Raw genomic sequence first — 20,156 nt, 5'->3', positions numbered from 1 at the left:
CAAAAAAAAGATATACAAAAATTACATTTTTATCTTACATCATCCGTACATATTCACAAAAATAATAACATTATCTTTTAAAGTAAAAAAACCTAGGCATCCACCTAGGTTTTTAGAAAGAAACAGCGATAGAGAAACATCCAACTTAAAATTTATTGCGCCTGCATTCCTACAATTGGAATCGTAGCCCATTTCGGCATATTTTTCTTCACTTTCGCCACAACAATAGTCATATCGTCATTTATATAACCGTCACAGGAACGAATCACCTCTTCCATAATGATATCAGCAATTTCTTGTGGATCTTCGGTTTGTAATTCTTTAATTTTTCGTTTCATCCATAGTTCATGATTCTCCACATGTTGCGCTCCCTCGAAAATCCCATCGCTCATCATAATAAGGATATCACCCGTTTTTAATTGTTCACCTACTACATCAACTTCAACATCCTCGATAATCCCCATCGGCAAATTACTTGCCTCAATTTTCAAAATATTATTTGCGCGTTTAACAAAACTCGGCGTCGATCCAATCTTTAAAAATTTCGCACTCGCATCCCGCAAATCTACCATAGCTAAATCTAACGTCGTAAACATCTCTTCTGTTGTTCTTAAAGAAAGAATAGAATTGATAGATTTAATCGCTATTTCCTCATCAATGCCTGATTGAAGTATTTTTTGTAATAATTTTACCGTTTCTTTACTCTCCATATGAGCTCTTTGCCCATTTCCCATACCATCACTAATTGCAAGCGCATATTTACCAACGCTTAAATCCATCATCGCATAAGAGTCACCAGAAACAAATCCACCGCCTTTTGCAGCTGTAGCCAGCCCAGTATCAAGAGAATACGTTTTTGCTGAACCAAACGATATTAAACTGTGGCCATTCGGATAAGAAGATTTTTCTTCGTGTTTAACAACAATATTTTCCTTTAGAATATCAGAAAGCATCGGCGCAACTAACTTTTCACATTCTCCATGTTCATTAGATGCAACTGGAATTAACATTTCAATATCAATACTTCCTCTATCTAAACAATATATATCAACATGCTCTACTTCTACGCCAAAATCACGAAACGCTTGCATAATCTGTTCTTCCTGCACTTGATGATTTTCTCGTTCCCTTTGGATCTCCTTAGCAAAATCCTCCATAACTTTTGATACACCTAATAGTTGCTCCGCTACTATTCTACGGTTTTCTTTCATTTGTTTTCTTAATTTTTGTCCTTCATAGAAGTGATCTAATTCACCCGCTACTAAATCCGTCACTTTCTTCCCTCTCACACAATGCTTGTCCCATTCACGAACTAATTTCCGATTATGCTGCAACGTCCCCTCTTCCGTTTCACTCATTATTTGTTTCATATAATCGTACGTTTTGTCGAAATTAACTACCCAGCATTGGTCCTTTTTAAAGCATGTTTGACATGTTTTTGCAGTAATTGTACTTAAAAACAAATCTGCTTCTGTCTCTTTATCTTCCTCCTCCACATATCCATATACAGAAAAGCTATTTGATAAAGCAGCAAATACATTGGCAAATTGATTAATTTTATTCGCTGTAACATCACGCATCCTTCTTAAATACTGCTGTTGATCTTGCGAATGTTCCTGTGTGCCTGGCATGAATTTAGCAATACGATCCATAACAAGTTTCGGTGTTAATAAAAAGAACGCAATCGCCACACCGGATTCAATTAAAGTTGTCACAATGTTTGTTTGCTTGTCTACATATAACGTAATCAAGCTCGTCCCAATTAATAAACCTAAACTAACACCTAAACGCTTTCCTTCTTTTAACAAACCACCAAGCAACCCAGAAAAAGCAAGTAAACTAAGTTGAGACAAACTGGAGACATTCGCTAAACTTAATATTAATCCAGTGACGACCCCCACTGTAGATCCTGTAGCAGCCCCCGCGATAAATGCAAACACGAGCACTAAATACCTAGTAAAAATATGTTGAATAGAAGCGTCATATACAAACCAATCTGTTGTACCTGTTAAAACAGATGCTAGTAATATAATTAAACAAACAATTTCTTCTGTCTCTAGTGCTTGTTGTTTACCTTTTCGTTCTACTAAAAGCGGAACACTTTGTAAAAATATCATAGTTAATACAAAGCTAAGCCCTGCCTCAATTGTACTAACAAGTAAATCGTACATGGTGACTGTTTGTTGTGCGAAATATACGACAACTAAATGTGCGGTTAATGCGGAGATAAATACTTGGAATGGAACAAGTCCAACAGTTTTACGTGTAAACCGACTAAAGAAGATATTATAAATGAAGAACGTAAAAATAGATGCAAAGGTAAAGAATAAATTATCTATCGAAACTGAAAGCGCGCCCCCCATTAGAGCCAAGAACGCGAGCGGCATTTTATCCCGCTTCATAACATAAACAGCAGCAAAAAACGGTAGTGCAAACGGTAAAATGTTTGTTAATATATATGCTCGTCCCAAAAGAAAACCAATAACAACAATAATAAATCCCCATCTAAAGAAAACTTGTTCAAACTTCATTCGCAACTTACTCGTCCACTTTACTGCTCCAAGCTGACTCTCATTCATTGCCAATGCACTTGTATTCATAGTATTCCTTCCTGCTTTAGGCATATTTTTAACACCACCTGCATAGTTTAATTACTGTCATTATAAAAGATGATTATTGGGATTTTTGTCAAAACAACAGTTTTCACTTTTATAATCGTTCGACTTTTTATTCGAAATAACTCTACATATATACACGGTATGTAATTTATTCTCAATATTTTAATTGAACATTCAGAAAATATAGGGTGATTTTGTAGAAGTGTTGTATGTCTTAATTTATTTAACAAAAAAAGATCATGCAAATTTGCATGATCTTTTTAGGATGACCCGTACGGGATTCGAACCCGTGTTACCGCCGTGAAAGGGCGGTGTCTTAACCACTTGACCAACGGGCCGTTAAATTAAATATAGCGGCGGAGGGGATCGAACCCCCGACCTCACGGGTATGAACCGTACGCTCTAGCCAGCTGAGCTACACCGCCATGTCGTCTTATTTAACGGACAATTAGTATCTTACCTCAGATATAATTTAAAGTCAACACATCTTGAAAACTTTTTTAAAAATATATTTTCACATATAAAAAAGCACCCCGAGCAATCGCCCTGGGTACCTCTCTATATGCTAAGAATTAAAAGTTCTTATTATCCGCGACGTGCGCCACGGCCACCACGTTTAGATTCTGTGTTACGCTTTAAAGAAGTTAAACGATCTTCGCTATCCTTTAAGAAACGTGCCATCTTTTGCTCGAATGTTTCTTTTGGAGCTCGTTCGTTACCGCCGCCACGGTTATCTCTGTTGAAAGAACGATTACGTTGTGGACGTCCAGAACGTTGTTGATCGCCACCGCCACCGCGTTGGTATTCACCACGTGGACGATCTCCTTCTGTTTTTTCACGCTCTTTCGCTTTTTTAATAGATAAACCGATCTTACCATCTTTTTCAACGTTAATAACTTTTACTTCTACTTGGTCGCCCACTTTTAAGTGATCGTTAATATCTTTCACATAATTATCAGCAACTTCACTAATATGAACAAGACCCGTTAAGCCTTCTGGCAGCTCCACAAAAGCCCCAAAATTTGTAATACCTGTTACTTTACCCTGTAACTTGCTGCCTACCTCGATTGACATAAAAAAAATGCTCCTCCTTAGTGGTTAAAAAGTCAAATTTTACTTTATTATATATAATCCTAAAATATAGTGTCAATAAGACATACTCTACTTAGAAACAGGAAAAATTATCTCCCCTTTTCCAGAGAAGAAATAATCCCTTCTAGCAATCTTTAATACGTACTCTTCATCATTTAACTTTTGAACTTCGTCTTTTAGACTCTTTTCTTTATTCGTTAATGAATCCAGTTCTTTTTTCATGTCCTTAACTTTTGCTTCTTTTGCTCTAATGGAACTGTTTTGTTGATAAAACGTTACACTAATACTCGCAATAATTGTAAAAGCAAAGACAAGAAAAACCGCTAAACGGCGATAAAGTCGCTTCCTGTTCTCATCCGTTTGTATTATATGCTCTTTAACAGGATTTGGACTCTGTTTTTCGATTGTTCTTTGTCTCAGTTCCCTCATTTCCGAGGTCCCCCTAACTTCTTTTTTATACGCTCCCATAATTGGAAGATGTGTCCCTTCAATTTTGCTATATATTGCAGGAACCCTACATGTTTCATTATAAAAAGTTTAACACGATTAGGGAGAAGTTTCCATATGAGCGAAGCAATAAATCGAACAGGCCAGAAAAAAACTTTCCATATGAAAAGTAATATCCAAATCACCATTTTCCATAACACATGTCCAATTGAAAGCAGTATACGAAATAAGAATAATATAAATGCAATAAATAGCTGCGCTATAATAATAACAGGTTTTATCATGAGTAGCTTTATAATTTGAACAAAAAAATGTGTTGTTTGCATAAAAATATAGATGAGAAAATTTAACAGTTTCATGTATAGTGCTTTCAATAAGCTTTGATACGCCGCAAAACCACATAATAATGCCAAAAATACATATATACGTAGTTCGGCTTCATTTACAAGAAGCAATACGTAAAAAACGAATAATGCTTGGACAATCCAAAATAGTATATCATGTATAAATACAAGCCAACGTTTACGTTCCTGACGATTTAAAAATCGTTGGTATGTATCTAAAGATGCCCCAATCCAAGCACCCATTCCAATCATTGAGAGCATCGTATACAACTGAATTGTTAGACTCATTTAAACAACTTACTAAAGAAACCTTTAGTTTTCTCCCCTTGATTCTCATCAATATACAGCATCTCATGAACTTTCCCTTTAATCGATACAACACCTTTTTCTACATCTAAATTTTTCATTTGCAAATTTTGACCACGAATTGTTAAAAAGCCCATTACGGTCTCAAGTAAAAACTCCTCGCTATCAAAACTCTCTACCTGCTTTACACCAGTAATATCAATCACACGCCTGCCACGCATAATAATATCATGCTCTACCGAAACATTTTGTTGATTAGAAGACATAGGTGAGTAACCATTATTCACGTAAATCCCCCCATAGATTTATACTAGCTAATAGTAATGTATGAAGGGATAATTGATTTTAGAACAAGCCTTCTTCAGCCTTTACTTTTTCTTCGCGAACTAAACTATACATATTTGCTGCATCTTCTTTTTTAGTCGTTTCTTTCAATTCGTTTATTTTTACAGTTACTATTTTTTGACCAAAACGAATTGTTAATTCATCAGCTACTTTTACATCTGAACTCGCTTTTGCCACTTGACCATTAATTGATATTCTTCCTTGATCAGCTACTTCTTTCGCTAATGTTCTTCTTTTAATTAAACGTGATACTTTTAAAAACTTATCTAGACGCATATCAAATCCCCCTATTAACGCTCTGTTTGTTTTGCCTCTTCCCATAAAACATCTAACTGCTCTAATGATAAATCTTGCATCTCTTTATTCATTTCAGCTACCTTTGCTTCCATGTATAAGAAACGACCGACGAATTTTTCATTCGTTGAACGTAACGCCTCTTCGGGATCTATTTTATAATGACGAGCTATATTCACAAATGCAAATAGTAAATCGCCAAATTCACCTAACATCTTCGCCTCATCCATATTTGTAACTTCTTGTTGGAACTCTTGCCATTCTTCTAAGGCTTTCTCTATCATCGGTTGTACATCAACCCAATCGAAACCAACTTTGCCAGCTTTTTTCTGGATTTCATAGGCGCGTAGTAACTGTGGCAAACTTTTTGGAACACCATTTAAAACAGATTCTTTCACGAATCCTTTTTCTTGTTTTTTAATTTCTTCCCAATTGGCAATTACTTCATCGGCATTATTTACATCTGTATTCCCAAATACATGCGGATGGCGGCGAACCATTTTCTCAGATAAAGTTCGAATAATATCATCTATAGAGAACCAACCTTCGTCCTCTCCGATTTGGGCATGCAACATAACTTGTAATAATATATCACCTAGTTCTTCTACTAAGTGATCATCATCCTCTTCATCAATTGCTTCCAACACTTCATAAGCTTCCTCGATTAAATACTTCTTTAAAGATTGATGTGTTTGCTTTTTATCCCACGGACAACCATTCGGTCCACGAAGTTCTGCAATAACTTCTCTAAGCACATCAAACTGTTGATACAAGGACGCACGTTCTTTCACTGGTGGTACATATACACTCGTTAAATTATTCAACTCTGTTTCATGATCTAACATGTACAACGGCACCTTTTTAACTTGTTCAAATGAAGTCCCTGCAGCTGTTACGATATACACTTCATAATCGTCTGGTAGCATCTCCATTAATGTTAATTTCACATCAGATGCAACGAATGCGTCATATACTTGGCAAAAGATTAAATGTTGACGTAATTCTAATTGTCCTCTTTCAAATGATGTGGCGTCAATTAATTGGAATCCTTCAATCGGATCAATCTTTAAACTTGCAAACATAGGATCAAGGAAACTTTGTCCACCTTCAATTCGCACCTCAACATTCGCTATTTCACCTTTTTCCAACAGTAGCTGAACCGTTCTTTCCGCTACAAGCGGATGCCCTGGTACGGCATAGATGATTTCTGTGCCTTCAGCTTGTTCTAACAATGTATTCGCAATTGTTTCATATACAATTTCAAATGTATCATGTGCTTCATATACACTGTCAAAGGCTGTATAGTGTATACCTTCTTTCTCCAACTCTTCTATAACGGGATGTTCCTTCGTTCTAACAAACATGTGATCTGCTTCTTTTATTTTTCGATATACACCCATCGTTAACTGATCTAACTCACCAGCACCTAATCCTAAAATAGTAATGATTCCACTCACAACCTGCCACCTCTATCCACTCTTCTTCAATGAACCTTCTTTTTTCTCTTTTTTCATAACGGTTCCTATTTCCTCTTTTGTAAATACACGTAATTTTAAAATTAAAAACACATATGTTAATCCACCGATAACTACACCTAACAATGCCTCCAGTGTTGCAATTCCTCTATGCCTTGTATCAATTACTAATCCAGACATTTGCATCACACGTATAAACATTATTAATACAAACCCCATACCGATACCACTAATAACTACACCTAACATATTACGCTTATCAATAAGCGATTCGGATACAGCTTGCATAAGTAATGCACTATTTAGCACAGAAATTACAATTAATGCAACTAGTGTTGCAATTGCAGCTCCTTTCACACCAAAATACGGCATTAATGTATAATTTAAAGCTAACTTTAAACAACCCCCAAATATAACGAATATTGCTGGTTTTAATGTTTGTCCTAACCCTTGCAAAATAGAAGCAGTTGTAATTGACAATGAACTAAATAAAATAGATAAAGATAAAATGGATAAAACATCTGACCCATCGCTATTTTCAAACAACATAATATTCGTAGGCTGAATAATACAAGATAACCCAATCGCCGCTGCAAATCCAATAACAAATGTTATTTTCATTGCTAACTTTACCTTTTCTTGAATAAAGGTAAGATCTCCTCTTTCCTTCGCCGCTGTAATAATTGGAATAAGCGACAACGAGAAAGAAGTTGTCACGACAGTACCTAATTGCATAAGCGGGATACTTCTATCGTAAACACCTTTTAATACCTTTGCACTTTCAGCTTGCTCTCCTGCCCCAATAAGTAAGGAATAGAAGGAAATAGAATCAGCCATTTGTATAAAAATAAGTACTAAGTTACTAATACAAATCGCCAATCCTTGCCAAAACAGAATTTTAACGACCCTCTTCTTCCCCTTAATTCTCTTTACACTCTTGAAAAATATAGAACGAAAGTCATGACGCATATAAAGTACAAGTACGATAATCCCAATCAGTCCGCCTGCGATCGAACCTAACATAGCACCTGCACCGACGGTATATAAATCAAATCCGCGAGCAATTAGAAATAGAGATAAAAATACAATAATAGAAACACGAATCGTTTGTTCTATCACTTGCGAAACAGCTGTTGGCATCATATTATTGAACCCCTGAAAATATCCTCTTGCTACAGATAAAAACGGCATCAATATGAATGAAAATGAAATAACACGTAATAACTTATCTAAGTGTATATCGCCCATGGCTATTGCAATTGCTTCGGCACCAAAAAACAATGTAAAAAAGCCTATGAAACCAATCCCCAATAAAAACCAAAAAGATACACAAATAATTTCTTCTGCTTCTTGTTGTTTCCCTCGCTCTAATCGTTCCGCAACCATTTTTGAAATTATAATGGGGAACCCATAAGTAGCTAAAATTAAACAAAATCCATAAAACGGATAAATTTGTTGGTAAATATAAAAACCAATATCACCCGCTATATTTTGATATGGAATACGGTAAAAAGCGCTTAATACCTTTGTAACAAAACTTGCGATTGTTAATATAATAGCCCCACGCCAAAAGGCTTGATACTTCTTCGATTCCATACAAGAAAACTCCTTTTTCTATTCTCACCCCTCGTATTATATCATAAAGAAAAGGACAAGCTTCCTTGCCTACACGAGTACTAATACGTTCGTGCAACGCTAGAAATGTTCAACGAAAAAAGGTAGCAAAGCGCTACCTTCATTCAATATACATATATCTCCAAATATTTGATTTCTCAAGAAGAAATATCATAATTAGGAAAGATTGCTACTTCTAAAATTCAATATGGCCTTACTGCTCCATTTGTTTCGCTAAAAAGCTTGCAGCTGTATTTACTGACTTATGCTCTACTTCACTTATAATAGCCTCTTTAGAGAAGATAATAACAGCTCCAATTGGATCCCCATTCGCAACAATCGGGCCAATTGTATAAGAACTAACTTTTTCTGTTACGCCATCAATAATTGAAATTTCGCTTTCATCTGTCATAATTACAGACTTACGCTCTTCCATTGTCTTCTCAATTAAATCGCCAACGCTTTTATTTAAGTATTCTTTTTTAGATACGCCCGCTACTGCGATAATAGAATCACGATCGCATACAAGCACATTATGTCCTAAGCTATCGTATAAAGCTTCCGTATATTCTTTTGCAAAATCACCTAGTTCACTAATTGGAGAATATTTCTTCAAAATTACTTCTCCATCGCGATCAACAAATATTTCTAGTGGGTCTCCTTCCCGAATACGTAAAGTTCTACGAATTTCCTTCGGGATTACTACCCTACCTAAATCATCAATTCGACGTACGATTCCAGTTGCTTTCATTCTAATGCTGCCTCACTTTCTACTGATGATCAAAGTGGTGAATTTACCTGTTCATGTAAAAATCACCAACTGTTAGACATAGTATTTTACACATTAGTTCTTCTATGCACGCCGAATTGTATTTTTTATCTTATATTAGGCATTTATGACTTCTTTTTTTACATCTGGTAGGCCTTTTAATAAATTTTCAGCAATTGTTAACCACTTCGATGTCTCTAAACCATTTGTTTTCATAACGATTTTCAATTGTGACCCTTCCATTCCTAGACCGATCATACGTCCAAAACTATTTCCAAGCATGAATAATTTTCCGCCATCAATATTTTGACTTGCTTGTTCTGAAAACAGAATTGTTACTTCAAATTTATTTTGCTTAATTAACTCAATTTGTTCTTTCATTGCCAATACTTTAATATTTGCAATTTGCAATAAGTAACCAACTTCTTGCGGGTAATCACCAAATCTATCTATCATCTCTTCCTGCAACTCTTCAATATCCTCAATTGCAGAAACACCTCTAAACTGTTTATACATCATAATTTTTTGTTTACTATCTGAAATATAAGCATCTGGTAAATATGCATCTACTTCTAAATCAATTTCAACATTAACTGTATTTTCAACCCCATCTGTTCCTCTACGCTGTTCAATTGCATCTTTTAACATTTGAGAATATAGATCAAATCCGACAGAATCAATAAACCCATGCTGTTCGGCTCCTAACAGGTTACCTGCACCACGAATGGATAAGTCTCTCATCGCAATTTTGAAACCTGATCCAAGCTCTGTGAACTCTTTAATGGCTTGCAGACGCTTCTCTGCAACTTCTGATAACACTTTATCTCGTTTGTATGCAAAGTATGCATATGCCACACGATTAGAACGTCCAACACGACCACGAAGCTGGTACAGCTGCGATAATCCCATACGATCTGCATCAAATACAATTAACGTATTTACATTCGGAATATCTACACCCGTCTCAATAATTGTTGTACTTACAAGAACATCATGCTGCCCTTCTAAAAACGATAGCATAACAGATTCTAATTCACCTTCGTTCATTTTCCCATGTGCATACGTTACACGTGCGTCTGGAACTAACATCGAAATTTCATCTGCTTTTCTTTCGATATCCTCCACCCGATTATATAAGAAGTAAATTTGCCCACCTCTCGCAAGCTCTCGTTCTATCGCTTCTCGCATTAACGCTGGATTATACTCTACTACATACGTTTGGACCGGGAAACGATTTTCTGGTGGTGTCTCAATAACAGATAAGTCACGCACACCCAGCATAGACATATGAAGTGTACGCGGAATCGGAGTTGCCGTTAATGTTAATACATCAACATTTGCTTTTAATTGTTTAATTTTTTCTTTATGCGTTACACCAAATCTTTGTTCTTCATCAATAATAAGAAGACCTAAATCTTTATAAGTAACATCTTTAGATAAAATACGATGCGTTCCGATGACGATATCTACCGTGCCATCCTTTAAGCCTTTAATTGTTTCATTTTGCTGTTTTCTCGTACGGAATCTACTTAATAATCCTATGTTGATTGGATAATCTTGAAAACGCTCTCGAATTGTTTCATAGTGTTGTTGTGCAAGAATTGTTGTCGGCACTAAAATCGCAACCTGTTTTTCATCCATAATTGCTTTAAATGCCGCACGAATAGCTACTTCAGTCTTTCCGTACCCTACGTCACCACAAAGAAGTCTATCCATCGGACGTCCACGTTCCATATCTTTCTTAATCTCTTCAATAGAACGTAATTGATCCTCTGTCTCTTGATATGGGAAAGAAGATTCAAATTCTTGTTGTTCTGCCGTATCTGGTGTATATGCATAACCCTTTGAGGCTTCGCGCTCAGCATATAGTTTAATTAGGTCATCCGCAATGTCTTGTACAGATTTTTCAACTTTCGTCTTAACCTTTTTCCAATCATTTCCGCCCAATTTATAAACTTTTGGATCCTTACCTTCAGATCCTACATATTTCTGCACTTGGTCAATTTGTTCAATTGGAACGTATAACTTATCATTGCCTTGATATTTAATATTCAAGTAATCTTTATGAACACCATTAATCTCTAGTGTCTCGATACCTAAGAATTTACCTATACCATGATTTACATGAACTACATAATCTCCAACTTTTAATTCCGAATAACTTTTAATGCGTTCAGCATTAGATAACTTTTGCTTACGTTGTGATTTTTTAACTTTCTTATGAAAAAGCTCTTTTTCAGTAATTACAACAAGCTTTTGCATCGGCATTTCAAACCCTGCATGTAAATCACCTACAGCAATTTGTAACCTTCCAGGCAATAGTATATCCGTGCCCTCTACGATATCTGCCTCAATATCATAATCACTTAAAATATGTTGTAGTTTTTTTACACGTTCATCATCTGTGCCGAGCACAACAGTCGTAAAATGCCCTTCGTTCCATCTATCAATTTCAGTTTTCAACAACTGCATCTGCCCATGGAAATCTTGCATTGTTTTACATGTCACATTCACAATGTTTTGCGGATGTGTATGTGCTATATGACGTAAGAATAACGTTAAATATACAAAACTTCTTTTTTTATGATGAAGAAATTCCTCAAACGAGTGTGAGAAAGATAAATCTTGAATAATTGTTCCCTCACCAAGAAGTGATATATACCACTCTGCCTCTTCCGTTTCAAGATTTGATGCTGTTTCTTGAATACGTGAAATCTCATCTAAAACCACAATACCATCTTCTGGTAAATAATCTATCAGACTAGCAGGTTCGTTATAGAAAATAGATAAATATTTAAACATCTGTTCTATACTTTGCCCGTTTTTTAACATCTCAATTTCATGGCTTACCGTCTCAAGCACTGTAGTCTTCAATTTATCATCAGAAAGTTTTTGCATCGTCTTAGTCAAGCCTTCCTCAAGATGCTTAATTCCCGACTTCAATTCTTCCTGTGAAAATAAAAACTCTGTTGCTGGACCAAATCTAACACTTTCTTTTTTATCTTGAGAGCGCTGTTCATCCACATCAAATAATCGAATAGAATCAACTTCTGTGTCGAAAAATTCAATACGAAATGGTAACTCTTCAGTTAATGGATAAATATCTAATATTCCCCCGCGCAAACTGAATTCCCCAGGAGCTTCTACCATCGACTTACGCTCATAACCAATATGATGTAAAGTATGCAAGAATGTATCTAAATCAATCTCTTGCCCTAGATTGATTTCGATTTGCCTTTGCTTCCACAATTCTTTCATTGGTAAAAATCTGCGTAGTCCTGCAACTGGCGCTACAATAATCCCATTCTCTCCTGCAGCTAAACGATTCAATACTTCAATACGTTGTGCCTTCAATTCTGGGCTTGCAACACCAATTTCTGATGCTATCAATTCATTTACTGGGTATAACCACACATCTTTTTCACCAAGTAACGCCACTAAATCTTCATGCACTTTTTGTGCTTGATATAAATTATGCGTCACAATAAGTTGTGATTTTTTTGTTTTTTTATATAAGGCCGCCATTAATAACGAACGAGAAGAGGTTGCCATACCTGATACAAGTTGTTCTTTTAACCCATCTTCTAGTCCATTAATAACCGATTGGATCTCTTCATTTTTATAAAATTGCTCTAATAAACCTATCATTTTCAAAACCCCTCTCAACATAAAGAGCAAGCCACTATATTTTATGCAAATATTTTGGAAAAAGAAAACAGAAAAATGCTTTGGACATGCCAAAGCGACAACATTTTATTGCAGAAATTTTTCATATTCATAATACTCAGGATAAGATGCGAGCGTTTCTTGACACGATTCACAAATCGTTTTTATATATATATTTCCATTCTCATGAAAATGAATCATCTCTACTACTTCTTGCTCTGTTAGTTGAAGTAAAACGTCGCTATACACTTTTTCTGCAGTAACGGAGCCTACATTACTCCCGCAATGTCTGCAATAATAATACCCTTCCATACTAGCCTCCTAAAAATCCAATTACTACTAGTATGGGTAAAAACAAGACAAAATATTCCCAATCATACCTTTAACTATTGAAGGTATTCATGATTTGAAGAAAAGGTTTATTTAACCATTCTTCACATGCATCCGCTGCTTTTTCAATAGAATGACTCACATCAGGAATTTCTTCCGATGTAAAACGTCCTAATACATAATCTACTACCTTCATGCCATTTTTCGGACGATCAATTCCCATGCGGATACGTTGAAACTCTTGTGTTCCTAAATGTGAAATTGTTGATTTCACACCATTATGTCCACCAGCACTACCTTTCATACGAAGGCGTAATTTACCTACAGGGATGTCTAAATCATCATACAGAACAACAAAGTCATCGACATCAATTTTATAGTAATCCATGAGTGGTCGAATACTTTCCCCAGATAAATTCATATATGTAAGTGGCTTTAATAAGATTACTTTTTCTCCATTAACAAATCCTGCACCAAATACTCCTTTAAATTTTTGTTCATTCAAAGAAATGTTCCAACGCTTTGCAAGTTCATCAATCGCCATAAATCCAATATTATGCCTTGTTAATTCATATTCTCTACCTGGGTTCCCAAGTCCTACTATCAATTTCATTCTTGTACCACTACTTTCTTTTTTCGATACGAAAAGACGTAACCAATCTTGGTTACGTCTCATTCTATCCAATTAATTGAATAATACACTTACAGATTCTTCTTCGTATACACGAATGATTGCTTCTCCGATTAGTGGAGCAACTGAAAGTTCATGTACTTTGTCGATTTTCTTCTCTTCTGGTAATACGATAGAGTTCGTTACAACTAACTCTTTAATATTTGAGTTTTGGATACGCTCAATTGCTGGACCAGATAATACTGGGTGTGTACAGCAAGCATATACTTCAGAAGCACCGTTCTCAACAAGAGCGTTTGCTGCTAATGTAATTGTACCAGCTGTATCAATGATGTCATCAATTAAAATTGCTGTTTTACCTTCAATATTACCGATAATGTTCATTACCTCTGATACGTTCGGACGAGGACGACGCTTATCAATAATAGCGATTGGTGCTTTTAGACGGTCTGCCATTTTTCTAGCACGAGTTACCCCACCGTGGTCAGGTGACACGATTACGATATCTTTAAGACCCTTTGTTTCAAAGTAATCTGAAAGAATCGGTACACCCATTAGGTGGTCGATTGGGATATCAAAGAACCCTTGAATTTGTGGAGCATGTAAATCTAGAGTGATTACACGAGTTGCACCTGCTGTTTCAAGCAAGTTTGCTACAAGTTTCGATGTAATTGGTTCACGAGAACGCGCTTTACGGTCTTGACGCGCATAACCATAATAAGGAATAACAATATTAATTGTTTTTGCAGATGCACGCTTTAATGCATCGATCATAATAAGTAATTCCATGATATGTTCGTTTACTGGGAAGCTTGTAGATTGAATAATGAATACATCGCAACCACGGATACTTTCTTCAATGTTAATTTGAACTTCTCCATCACTAAAACGATCAACAGAACATTTTCCTAGTCCTACTCCAATGTGCTTTGCAATTTGCTCAGCAAGTTCCTTATTAGAGTTTAAAGAGAATACTTTCAAATTAGAATTTAGATATTGAGTCGACATCTAGATTAACCCTCCACATTATGATTTTTTCTTATTCAGCAATTGATCAACATAGTCTTCTTTGTTAACTTGACGTGCACGTGCTACAGATAATGCTTTTGATGGAACATTCTCTGTAATTGTAGAGCCTGCTGCCACATAAGCACCATCTTCAACTGTTACAGGAGCAACAAGGTTTGAATTACATCCAATAAATACCCCGTTACCAATCACAGTTTTGAATTTATTCTTACCGTCATAGTTCACCGTAATTGAACCACAACCAAGATTCACGTCTTCTCCAACTTGCGCATCCCCGATATAACTTAAGTGTGAAGCTTTACTTCTATTACCAAAAACAGTTTTTTTGATTTCCACGAAGTTTCCAACGCGTACTTCATCTCCAATAACTGAATCTGGGCGAATATGTGCAAATGGACCAACCGATACTTCTGTACCAAGTTTACTATCATGTACAGTAGATTGACGAATTGTCGTACGATCTCCAATTTCACTATCGCGAATTACTGTATGCGGTCCAATTTCACAATCAGAACCAATTACAGTATTCCCCTCAATAATTGTTCCCGGATGAAGAACTGTATCACTACCGATAATTGCATCAGCAGAAATATACGTGTTACTTGGATCGATAATTGTAACACCATTTACCATGTTCTTTCGGTTGATACGGTTTTTCATAATAATTTCCGCTTGCGATAGAGCGACTCTGTCGTTAACACCTAACGTTTCATCGAAGTGCTCTGTTTGATAAGCTGATACGATATGACCTTCATTTTTTAAAATCTCAATAACATCTGGCAGGTAATATTCACCTTGTACGTTATCATTTGAAACTTTAGAAAGTGAGGCGAATAAAGCTTTATTATCAAAACAATACGTACCTGTATTGATTTCCTTAATAGCTAATTCTTTCTCATTTGCATCCTTATGCTCAACAATCTTTTCAACATGACCATTCTCATTACGAACGATACGACCATATCCAGCAGGCTCTTCTATGTAAGCTGTTAGCACCGTTGCCATTGCCCCTGCCTCTTTATGTTGCTGAAGCAATGCTTCCATCGTTTCAGCAGTTATTAGCGGCGTATCTCCACAAATAACTAAAGTTGTTCCTTCTTCGTTTGCAAGTACACTTGCAGCTTGATCTACAGCATGTGCTGTACCAAGTTGTTCTGCTTGTAATGCAAACTCACTTACGTTTCCTAGCTGTTCTTGTACCATTTCAGCACCATGTCCTACGACTGTTACAAGTTTCTGCAATCCTAATTGAGTTACTTGATCGACAACATGTTGTACCATAGGTTTTCCACATACAGGATGAAGCACTTTGTATAGCTTAGACTTCATACGTGTGCCTTTGCCTGCAGCTAGAATCACTGCAAATCTGTTTGACATATAGACCCTCCATCGCAACCTATTTATCCATTAACGATATTATCCTAAATCATCATATATTTCAAGAAACACATTTTAACTATTAAATTTTACCATAATTCTTATACGATGTTTTACTCTTTAGTATCTTTTTTAAGAAATAAGCTATACTATTTAAAATGATTTTGAAAAAATTAGAAGTTTTTCTCTTCACTTTAATAAATTCTGAATTTTCCGTTCGTAAAATATATAAAACCACAAAAAAAAACAAACCCCTGTAAATGCTTACAGGAGTTTGTTGCAAAATTATAGGGCTTTCTTTAAAAAGCCCTTTTCATTCGAATTTTACGAAGCACCCGCTTCTTCAAACTCAACCTCTTCTAACTCGCCTAAACGATGATACTCTGTTAAAACCGCATCTTGAATTTTAGAGCGTGTATTAGAATTAATTGGATGTGCAATGTCACGGAATTCTCCATCTGGAGTACGTTTACTTGGCATTGCTACAAATAATCCATTATTACCATCAATTACACGAATATCATGAACAACAAATTCATGGTCTAGAGTAATAGAGGCAATTGCTCTCATGCGGCCTTCTGTGTTTACGCGGCGTAATCTTACGTCAGTCACTTCCATCTTGTGTTCACCACCCTTTTCTAAATAAGCGATATATTTGTATAAATTCCACAAAATTTCTATTTTCCCTTTAATTTTTTAAAAATTTTTAAGATAAAAATTTTTAATGTAATTGAATATAGAGATTAGTGGAGGTTATCGCTTACAAAGAATTACTTAACTAGGGCAATTACTTCGATTTCAACTGAAACATCTTTCGGTAATTTTGCTACTTGTACACAAGAACGAGCTGGCTTATGAGTAGAGAAATAAGAGCCGTATACTTCATTAACAGCATTAAAATCATCCATATCTTTTAAGAATACTGTTGTTTTTACTACTGTATCAAATGAAGCACCCGCTTCTTCTAATACTGCTTGTAAATTTTGAAATACTTGCTCTGTTTGTACTGTCACGTCTCCCGCTACAAGCTCTCCACTTGCAGTTAACGGAATTTGTCCTGAACTGTAAAACATATTATTTACAATAATCCCTTGTGAATAGGGTCCAATTGCTTGTGGCGCATTGCTTGTTTGAACAACTTTCATATTTTTCACCCTTTTATTATTTATTTTTACTCTTTAAAAATAGTGCACGGAAAGCAGTTTGTCCATCTATTTTATAATTTATAAATAGAATAAAAAAAAGATAAAGCGATCTGCTTTACCTTTTTACTCAGCCTCTACAAGCCCTTCATCAAATGGTGCCAGTGAATAATTTCCCTTTTCCACTTGAATCGCTTTTTCTTTCACATCAACTTCTGATAAACGAATTAATGATACAAAATTATTAATTAGTCGTTCTTCAATATCCGTGGATTCTACTAGTACACCAATACCAACAACATTAGCCTTAAACTCTTCTAACATACTCATCATACCTTGAATTGTCCCGCCAGCTTTCATGAAGTCATCAATAATTAAAACATTTGATCCTTCTGGAAGGCTACGCTTTGCTAACGTCATTGTTTGAATTCGCTTAGAAGAACCTGATACATAGTTAATACTAACAGTTGGGCCTTCTGTTACCTTATTATCTTTCCTTGCAATTACTACCGGTACATCTAAGTAATTTGCCACTGCATAAGCAAGTGGAATACCCTTCGTTGCCACCGTCATAACCGCATCAATTGGTTGCCTAGCAAAAACAGAAGCAAACAAACGACCTGCGCCATTAATATGACGAGGATTACTTAAAAGATCTGTCATATATAAGTAACCACCAGGTAAAATACGACCTGGATTTTCAAATAGGCTACAAAGCTCTCCAATAATTAGCTCTGCCTCTTCCGCACTTATATATGGTATATATTTCACTCCTCCTGCTGCTCCTGGTATCGTTTGCAATGTGCCGACCCCTTGTTGTTCAAACGTTTGCTTAATAATAACTAAATCTTCACTAATGGAAGACTTAGCTGATTGATACCTTTCAGCAAAAAAAGTGAGAGAAACTAGCTGACGAGGATTTTGTAACAAGTAATACGTCATATCGACTAATCTTGTACTTCGTCTAATTTTCATACTCTCACCTCAAATCACGAATATTCTAAACAAATCATACCGTATTATACGTCTTTATTCAAGCGTTTCTCGCTCTCCCAATAAACGTACTGCGTATACTTGTTCACAAAATCCTTTCAATCCGTTATATATACGATGCATTCGTGAATCATGATGTACAAGACCAAATACAGTTGGGCCACTTCCGCTCATTAATACGGCATCCGCCCCAAACCGCTTCATCTGTGCCTTAATACGTGCAACTTCAGGATGCATCGCAAACGTTACATCTTCTAAAACGTTACCAACAGTATCACAAATCCCTTTGTAGTCCCCAGCATTTATGACATCAACCATTTTATCTACATTTGGATGTGTAACTCGATTTAACTTTAAATTTCCATACACATCAGCAGTAGATACACCAATATGCGGTTTTGCTAAAATAACCCAACAAGAAGGCGGAGTTTTTATATGCTCAATTTGCTCTCCTCTTCCAGTGGCAATTGCTGTCCCACCATATACGCAAAACGATACATCTGACCCAATTTCTGCGCCAAGCTCTGCTAACTGGTCAATTGTAAGCCCTAAATTCCATAATTTATTAAGGCCACGTAATGTCGCTGCTGCATCACTACTTCCACCTGCTAATCCAGCTGCTACTGGAATCGTTTTTTCAATAGTAATAGATACGCCTTTTTTCACATTAAACTTCTCTTTTAATAATCTCGCTGCTTGATAAGCTAAATTTCTTTGGTCGTCTGGGACATACCGATTATGGGATAAAATTTCAATACGGTCTTCTGCTAATTCCATTAGTTCTAAACGATCCGCTAAATCAATTGTTGTCATAATCATTTTCACTTCATGATATCCGTCTTGTCTTTTTCCCAGTACATCTAACGACAGATTAATCTTTGCTGGTGCTTTCACTAGTAGCTTCAATCTATTCACCCACTCTATGTACTCAATCTTTTATCGTTTATTTTACCATAAATTTATAGTAAGACGATGACACTTCCCTAATTATAACGAAAAGCATTCAGAATGAAACTACTTATGTAAAATGATGGCACCTTTTAGAGTACAAAAAGCCGAGGAATCACTCCTCGGCTACCGTAGCATAGAAAGTATCTTACAACTACTGGTTTTGTTTCATTAATTGCTGTTCTGCAATTTCTATAGCACGTTTCACCATGTTACCAGCATCTTTCGCACGAATTCCGCCCCATCCTTCTTTCTGAACAACATCATAAAAGCCTAGCTCTTTCGCAAGCTCTTCTTTAAATTGATTTGACATGACACCTCTTCGTCTACTCAATGCAGAGTCCCTCCTTATTTTGCTACGGTATAATTAGTATGCAAAATAATATAGCTTTTCATTTGTGGGAATATATGTAACTATACATCAATTATAAAATTACTTCATTATGAGGTTCACCATAAAATGTTAACTCTACTGTCTCTGTTAAAACATCCGCATAGCTATACGATACACGTTGCAACGCATCTTCTTGCTGGTCCAATTGTACAACAAAAACAGAACGGTACGTTTCTGCAAGTACACCTGATTGTTCTACTGTTTTTCTTCTCCCACTATTTGCCTTTAACATCAGTCTCTGTCCAAGATGGTGATCTAATTCGCTTTTAATTTCATCTAAACGTTTTGACATATACTTCGTTACACCTCGCTGTAATTTAGATTGAACACTTAAAACACGAT

Annotated in this window: 20 protein-coding genes and 2 tRNA genes; all 22 read right to left on the bottom strand. The window is 35.9% G+C overall.

The window, feature by feature from the left end:
• Positions 1-152 precede the first annotated feature (152 nt).
• A complete protein-coding gene (spoIIE, locus tag F8162_RS07995) occupies positions 153-2,624 on the bottom strand; it encodes a stage II sporulation protein E (RefSeq protein ID WP_120341466.1) in 2,472 nt (823 codons plus the stop codon).
• Between the two features lie 260 nt (positions 2,625-2,884).
• Positions 2,885-2,956: transfer RNA gene (locus F8162_RS07990), tRNA-Glu, on the bottom strand.
• Positions 2,957-2,969: 13 nt separating this feature from the next.
• A tRNA-Met gene (locus tag F8162_RS07985) sits at positions 2,970-3,043 on the bottom strand.
• A gap of 160 nt (positions 3,044-3,203) precedes the next feature.
• A complete protein-coding gene (locus F8162_RS07980) occupies positions 3,204-3,692 on the bottom strand; it encodes a S1 domain-containing RNA-binding protein (protein ID WP_000021454.1) in 489 nt (162 codons plus the stop codon).
• A gap of 87 nt (positions 3,693-3,779) precedes the next feature.
• Positions 3,780-4,139 carry a cell division protein DivIC gene (gene divIC, locus F8162_RS07975; RefSeq protein WP_001208737.1) on the bottom strand — a complete coding sequence of 120 codons (360 nt, stop codon included), beginning with the start codon at positions 4,137-4,139 and terminating at the stop codon, positions 3,780-3,782.
• A complete protein-coding gene (gene yabQ, locus F8162_RS07970) occupies positions 4,136-4,789 on the bottom strand; it encodes a spore cortex biosynthesis protein YabQ (RefSeq protein ID WP_076542792.1) in 654 nt (217 codons plus the stop codon). Before yabQ ends, divIC begins: the two co-directional genes overlap by 4 nt.
• Positions 4,786-5,094 carry a sporulation protein YabP gene (yabP, locus tag F8162_RS07965; RefSeq protein WP_001059101.1) on the bottom strand — a complete coding sequence of 103 codons (309 nt, stop codon included), beginning with the start codon at positions 5,092-5,094 and terminating at the stop codon, positions 4,786-4,788. Before yabP ends, yabQ begins: the two co-directional genes overlap by 4 nt.
• Positions 5,095-5,152: 58 nt before the next feature.
• Positions 5,153-5,428, bottom strand: a complete 276-nt coding sequence (locus tag F8162_RS07960; RefSeq protein ID WP_001234876.1) for an RNA-binding S4 domain-containing protein — start codon at positions 5,426-5,428, stop codon at positions 5,153-5,155.
• A 14-nt stretch (positions 5,429-5,442) separates the two neighbouring features.
• Positions 5,443-6,903 (bottom strand): nucleoside triphosphate pyrophosphohydrolase, encoded by a 1,461-nt coding sequence (mazG, locus tag F8162_RS07955; RefSeq protein ID WP_151631950.1) that lies wholly within the window; start codon positions 6,901-6,903, stop codon positions 5,443-5,445.
• A 12-nt stretch (positions 6,904-6,915) separates the two neighbouring features.
• Complete coding sequence (locus F8162_RS07950; RefSeq protein WP_151631948.1) at positions 6,916-8,517, bottom strand: oligosaccharide flippase family protein; 1,602 nt, start codon at positions 8,515-8,517, stop codon at positions 6,916-6,918.
• A 232-nt stretch (positions 8,518-8,749) separates the two neighbouring features.
• A complete protein-coding gene (spoVT, locus tag F8162_RS07945) occupies positions 8,750-9,286 on the bottom strand; it encodes a stage V sporulation protein T (RefSeq protein WP_151631946.1) in 537 nt (178 codons plus the stop codon).
• 135 nt (positions 9,287-9,421) lie between these two features.
• Positions 9,422-12,952, bottom strand: coding sequence for a transcription-repair coupling factor (mfd, locus tag F8162_RS07940; protein ID WP_151631944.1), 3,531 nt, complete (start codon positions 12,950-12,952; stop codon positions 9,422-9,424).
• A 105-nt stretch (positions 12,953-13,057) separates the two neighbouring features.
• Entirely contained in the window at positions 13,058-13,282 is a 225-nt protein-coding gene (locus F8162_RS07935; protein ID WP_151631942.1) for an anti-sigma-F factor Fin, read from the bottom strand.
• 70 nt (positions 13,283-13,352) lie between these two features.
• Positions 13,353-13,913 carry an aminoacyl-tRNA hydrolase gene (gene pth / locus F8162_RS07930; RefSeq protein ID WP_318826074.1) on the bottom strand — a complete coding sequence of 187 codons (561 nt, stop codon included), beginning with the start codon at positions 13,911-13,913 and terminating at the stop codon, positions 13,353-13,355.
• A gap of 72 nt (positions 13,914-13,985) precedes the next feature.
• Entirely contained in the window at positions 13,986-14,939 is a 954-nt protein-coding gene (locus tag F8162_RS07925; RefSeq protein ID WP_000107420.1) for a ribose-phosphate diphosphokinase, read from the bottom strand.
• Positions 14,940-14,957: 18 nt separating this feature from the next.
• The gene (gene glmU / locus F8162_RS07920; RefSeq protein ID WP_000071045.1) at positions 14,958-16,337 is read right to left on the bottom strand and encodes a bifunctional UDP-N-acetylglucosamine diphosphorylase/glucosamine-1-phosphate N-acetyltransferase GlmU; all 1,380 of its coding nucleotides are present in this window, start codon (positions 16,335-16,337) and stop codon (positions 14,958-14,960) included.
• Between the two features lie 324 nt (positions 16,338-16,661).
• The gene (spoVG, locus tag F8162_RS07915) at positions 16,662-16,955 is read right to left on the bottom strand and encodes a septation regulator SpoVG (RefSeq protein WP_000454042.1); all 294 of its coding nucleotides are present in this window, start codon (positions 16,953-16,955) and stop codon (positions 16,662-16,664) included.
• Positions 16,956-17,107: 152 nt separating this feature from the next.
• Positions 17,108-17,482 (bottom strand): RidA family protein, encoded by a 375-nt coding sequence (locus F8162_RS07910; RefSeq protein WP_097905083.1) that lies wholly within the window; start codon positions 17,480-17,482, stop codon positions 17,108-17,110.
• Between the two features lie 123 nt (positions 17,483-17,605).
• Positions 17,606-18,454 carry a pur operon repressor gene (purR, locus tag F8162_RS07905; RefSeq protein WP_151631938.1) on the bottom strand — a complete coding sequence of 283 codons (849 nt, stop codon included), beginning with the start codon at positions 18,452-18,454 and terminating at the stop codon, positions 17,606-17,608.
• 54 nt (positions 18,455-18,508) lie between these two features.
• Positions 18,509-19,378: a 4-(cytidine 5'-diphospho)-2-C-methyl-D-erythritol kinase gene (gene ispE / locus F8162_RS07900; protein WP_000772099.1), complete on the bottom strand. Its 870-nt coding sequence runs from the start codon at positions 19,376-19,378 to the stop codon at positions 18,509-18,511.
• Between the two features lie 196 nt (positions 19,379-19,574).
• Positions 19,575-19,754 (bottom strand): acid-soluble spore protein SspF, encoded by a 180-nt coding sequence (gene sspF, locus F8162_RS07895; protein ID WP_001985066.1) that lies wholly within the window; start codon positions 19,752-19,754, stop codon positions 19,575-19,577.
• A gap of 91 nt (positions 19,755-19,845) precedes the next feature.
• Positions 19,846-20,106: a biofilm formation stimulator Veg gene (veg, locus tag F8162_RS07890; protein ID WP_000044349.1), complete on the bottom strand. Its 261-nt coding sequence runs from the start codon at positions 20,104-20,106 to the stop codon at positions 19,846-19,848.
• Positions 20,107-20,156 lie beyond the last annotated feature (50 nt).

Source organism: Bacillus sp. CH140a_4T (assembly GCF_008923725.1).
In the GTDB taxonomy this organism is placed as follows: Bacteria; Bacillota; Bacilli; order Bacillales; family Bacillaceae_G; genus Bacillus_A.
The sequence above is the reverse complement of the archived record's forward strand: the minus strand, read 5'-3'. Positions and strand labels throughout refer to the sequence as shown.

Coding starts and splice junctions, on each gene's coding strand:
- F8162_RS07925 (WP_000107420.1), bottom strand. CDS start 14,939: ATGTCGACTCAATATCTAAATTCTAATTTGAAAGTATTCTCTTTAAAC.
- yabQ (WP_076542792.1), bottom strand. CDS start 4,789: ATGAGTCTAACAATTCAGTTGTATACGATGCTCTCAATGATTGGAATG.
- veg (WP_000044349.1), bottom strand. CDS start 20,106: ATGTCAAAACGTTTAGATGAAATTAAAAGCGAATTAGATCACCATCTT.
- purR (WP_151631938.1), bottom strand. CDS start 18,454: ATGAAAATTAGACGAAGTACAAGATTAGTCGATATGACGTATTACTTG.
- F8162_RS07950 (WP_151631948.1), bottom strand. CDS start 8,517: ATGGAATCGAAGAAGTATCAAGCCTTTTGGCGTGGGGCTATTATATTA.
- pth (WP_318826074.1), bottom strand. CDS start 13,913: ATGAAATTGATAGTAGGACTTGGGAACCCAGGTAGAGAATATGAATTA.
- F8162_RS07935 (WP_151631942.1), bottom strand. CDS start 13,282: ATGGAAGGGTATTATTATTGCAGACATTGCGGGAGTAATGTAGGCTCC.
- F8162_RS07980 (WP_000021454.1), bottom strand. CDS start 3,692: ATGTCAATCGAGGTAGGCAGCAAGTTACAGGGTAAAGTAACAGGTATT.
- divIC (WP_001208737.1), bottom strand. CDS start 4,139: ATGAGGGAACTGAGACAAAGAACAATCGAAAAACAGAGTCCAAATCCT.
- F8162_RS07910 (WP_097905083.1), bottom strand. CDS start 17,482: ATGAAAGTTGTTCAAACAAGCAATGCGCCACAAGCAATTGGACCCTAT.
- glmU (WP_000071045.1), bottom strand. CDS start 16,337: ATGTCAAACAGATTTGCAGTGATTCTAGCTGCAGGCAAAGGCACACGT.
- mfd (WP_151631944.1), bottom strand. CDS start 12,952: ATGATAGGTTTATTAGAGCAATTTTATAAAAATGAAGAGATCCAATCG.
- spoVT (WP_151631946.1), bottom strand. CDS start 9,286: ATGAAAGCAACTGGAATCGTACGTCGAATTGATGATTTAGGTAGGGTA.
- spoVG (WP_000454042.1), bottom strand. CDS start 16,955: ATGGAAGTGACTGACGTAAGATTACGCCGCGTAAACACAGAAGGCCGC.
- F8162_RS07960 (WP_001234876.1), bottom strand. CDS start 5,428: ATGCGTCTAGATAAGTTTTTAAAAGTATCACGTTTAATTAAAAGAAGA.
- spoIIE (WP_120341466.1), bottom strand. CDS start 2,624: ATGCCTAAAGCAGGAAGGAATACTATGAATACAAGTGCATTGGCAATG.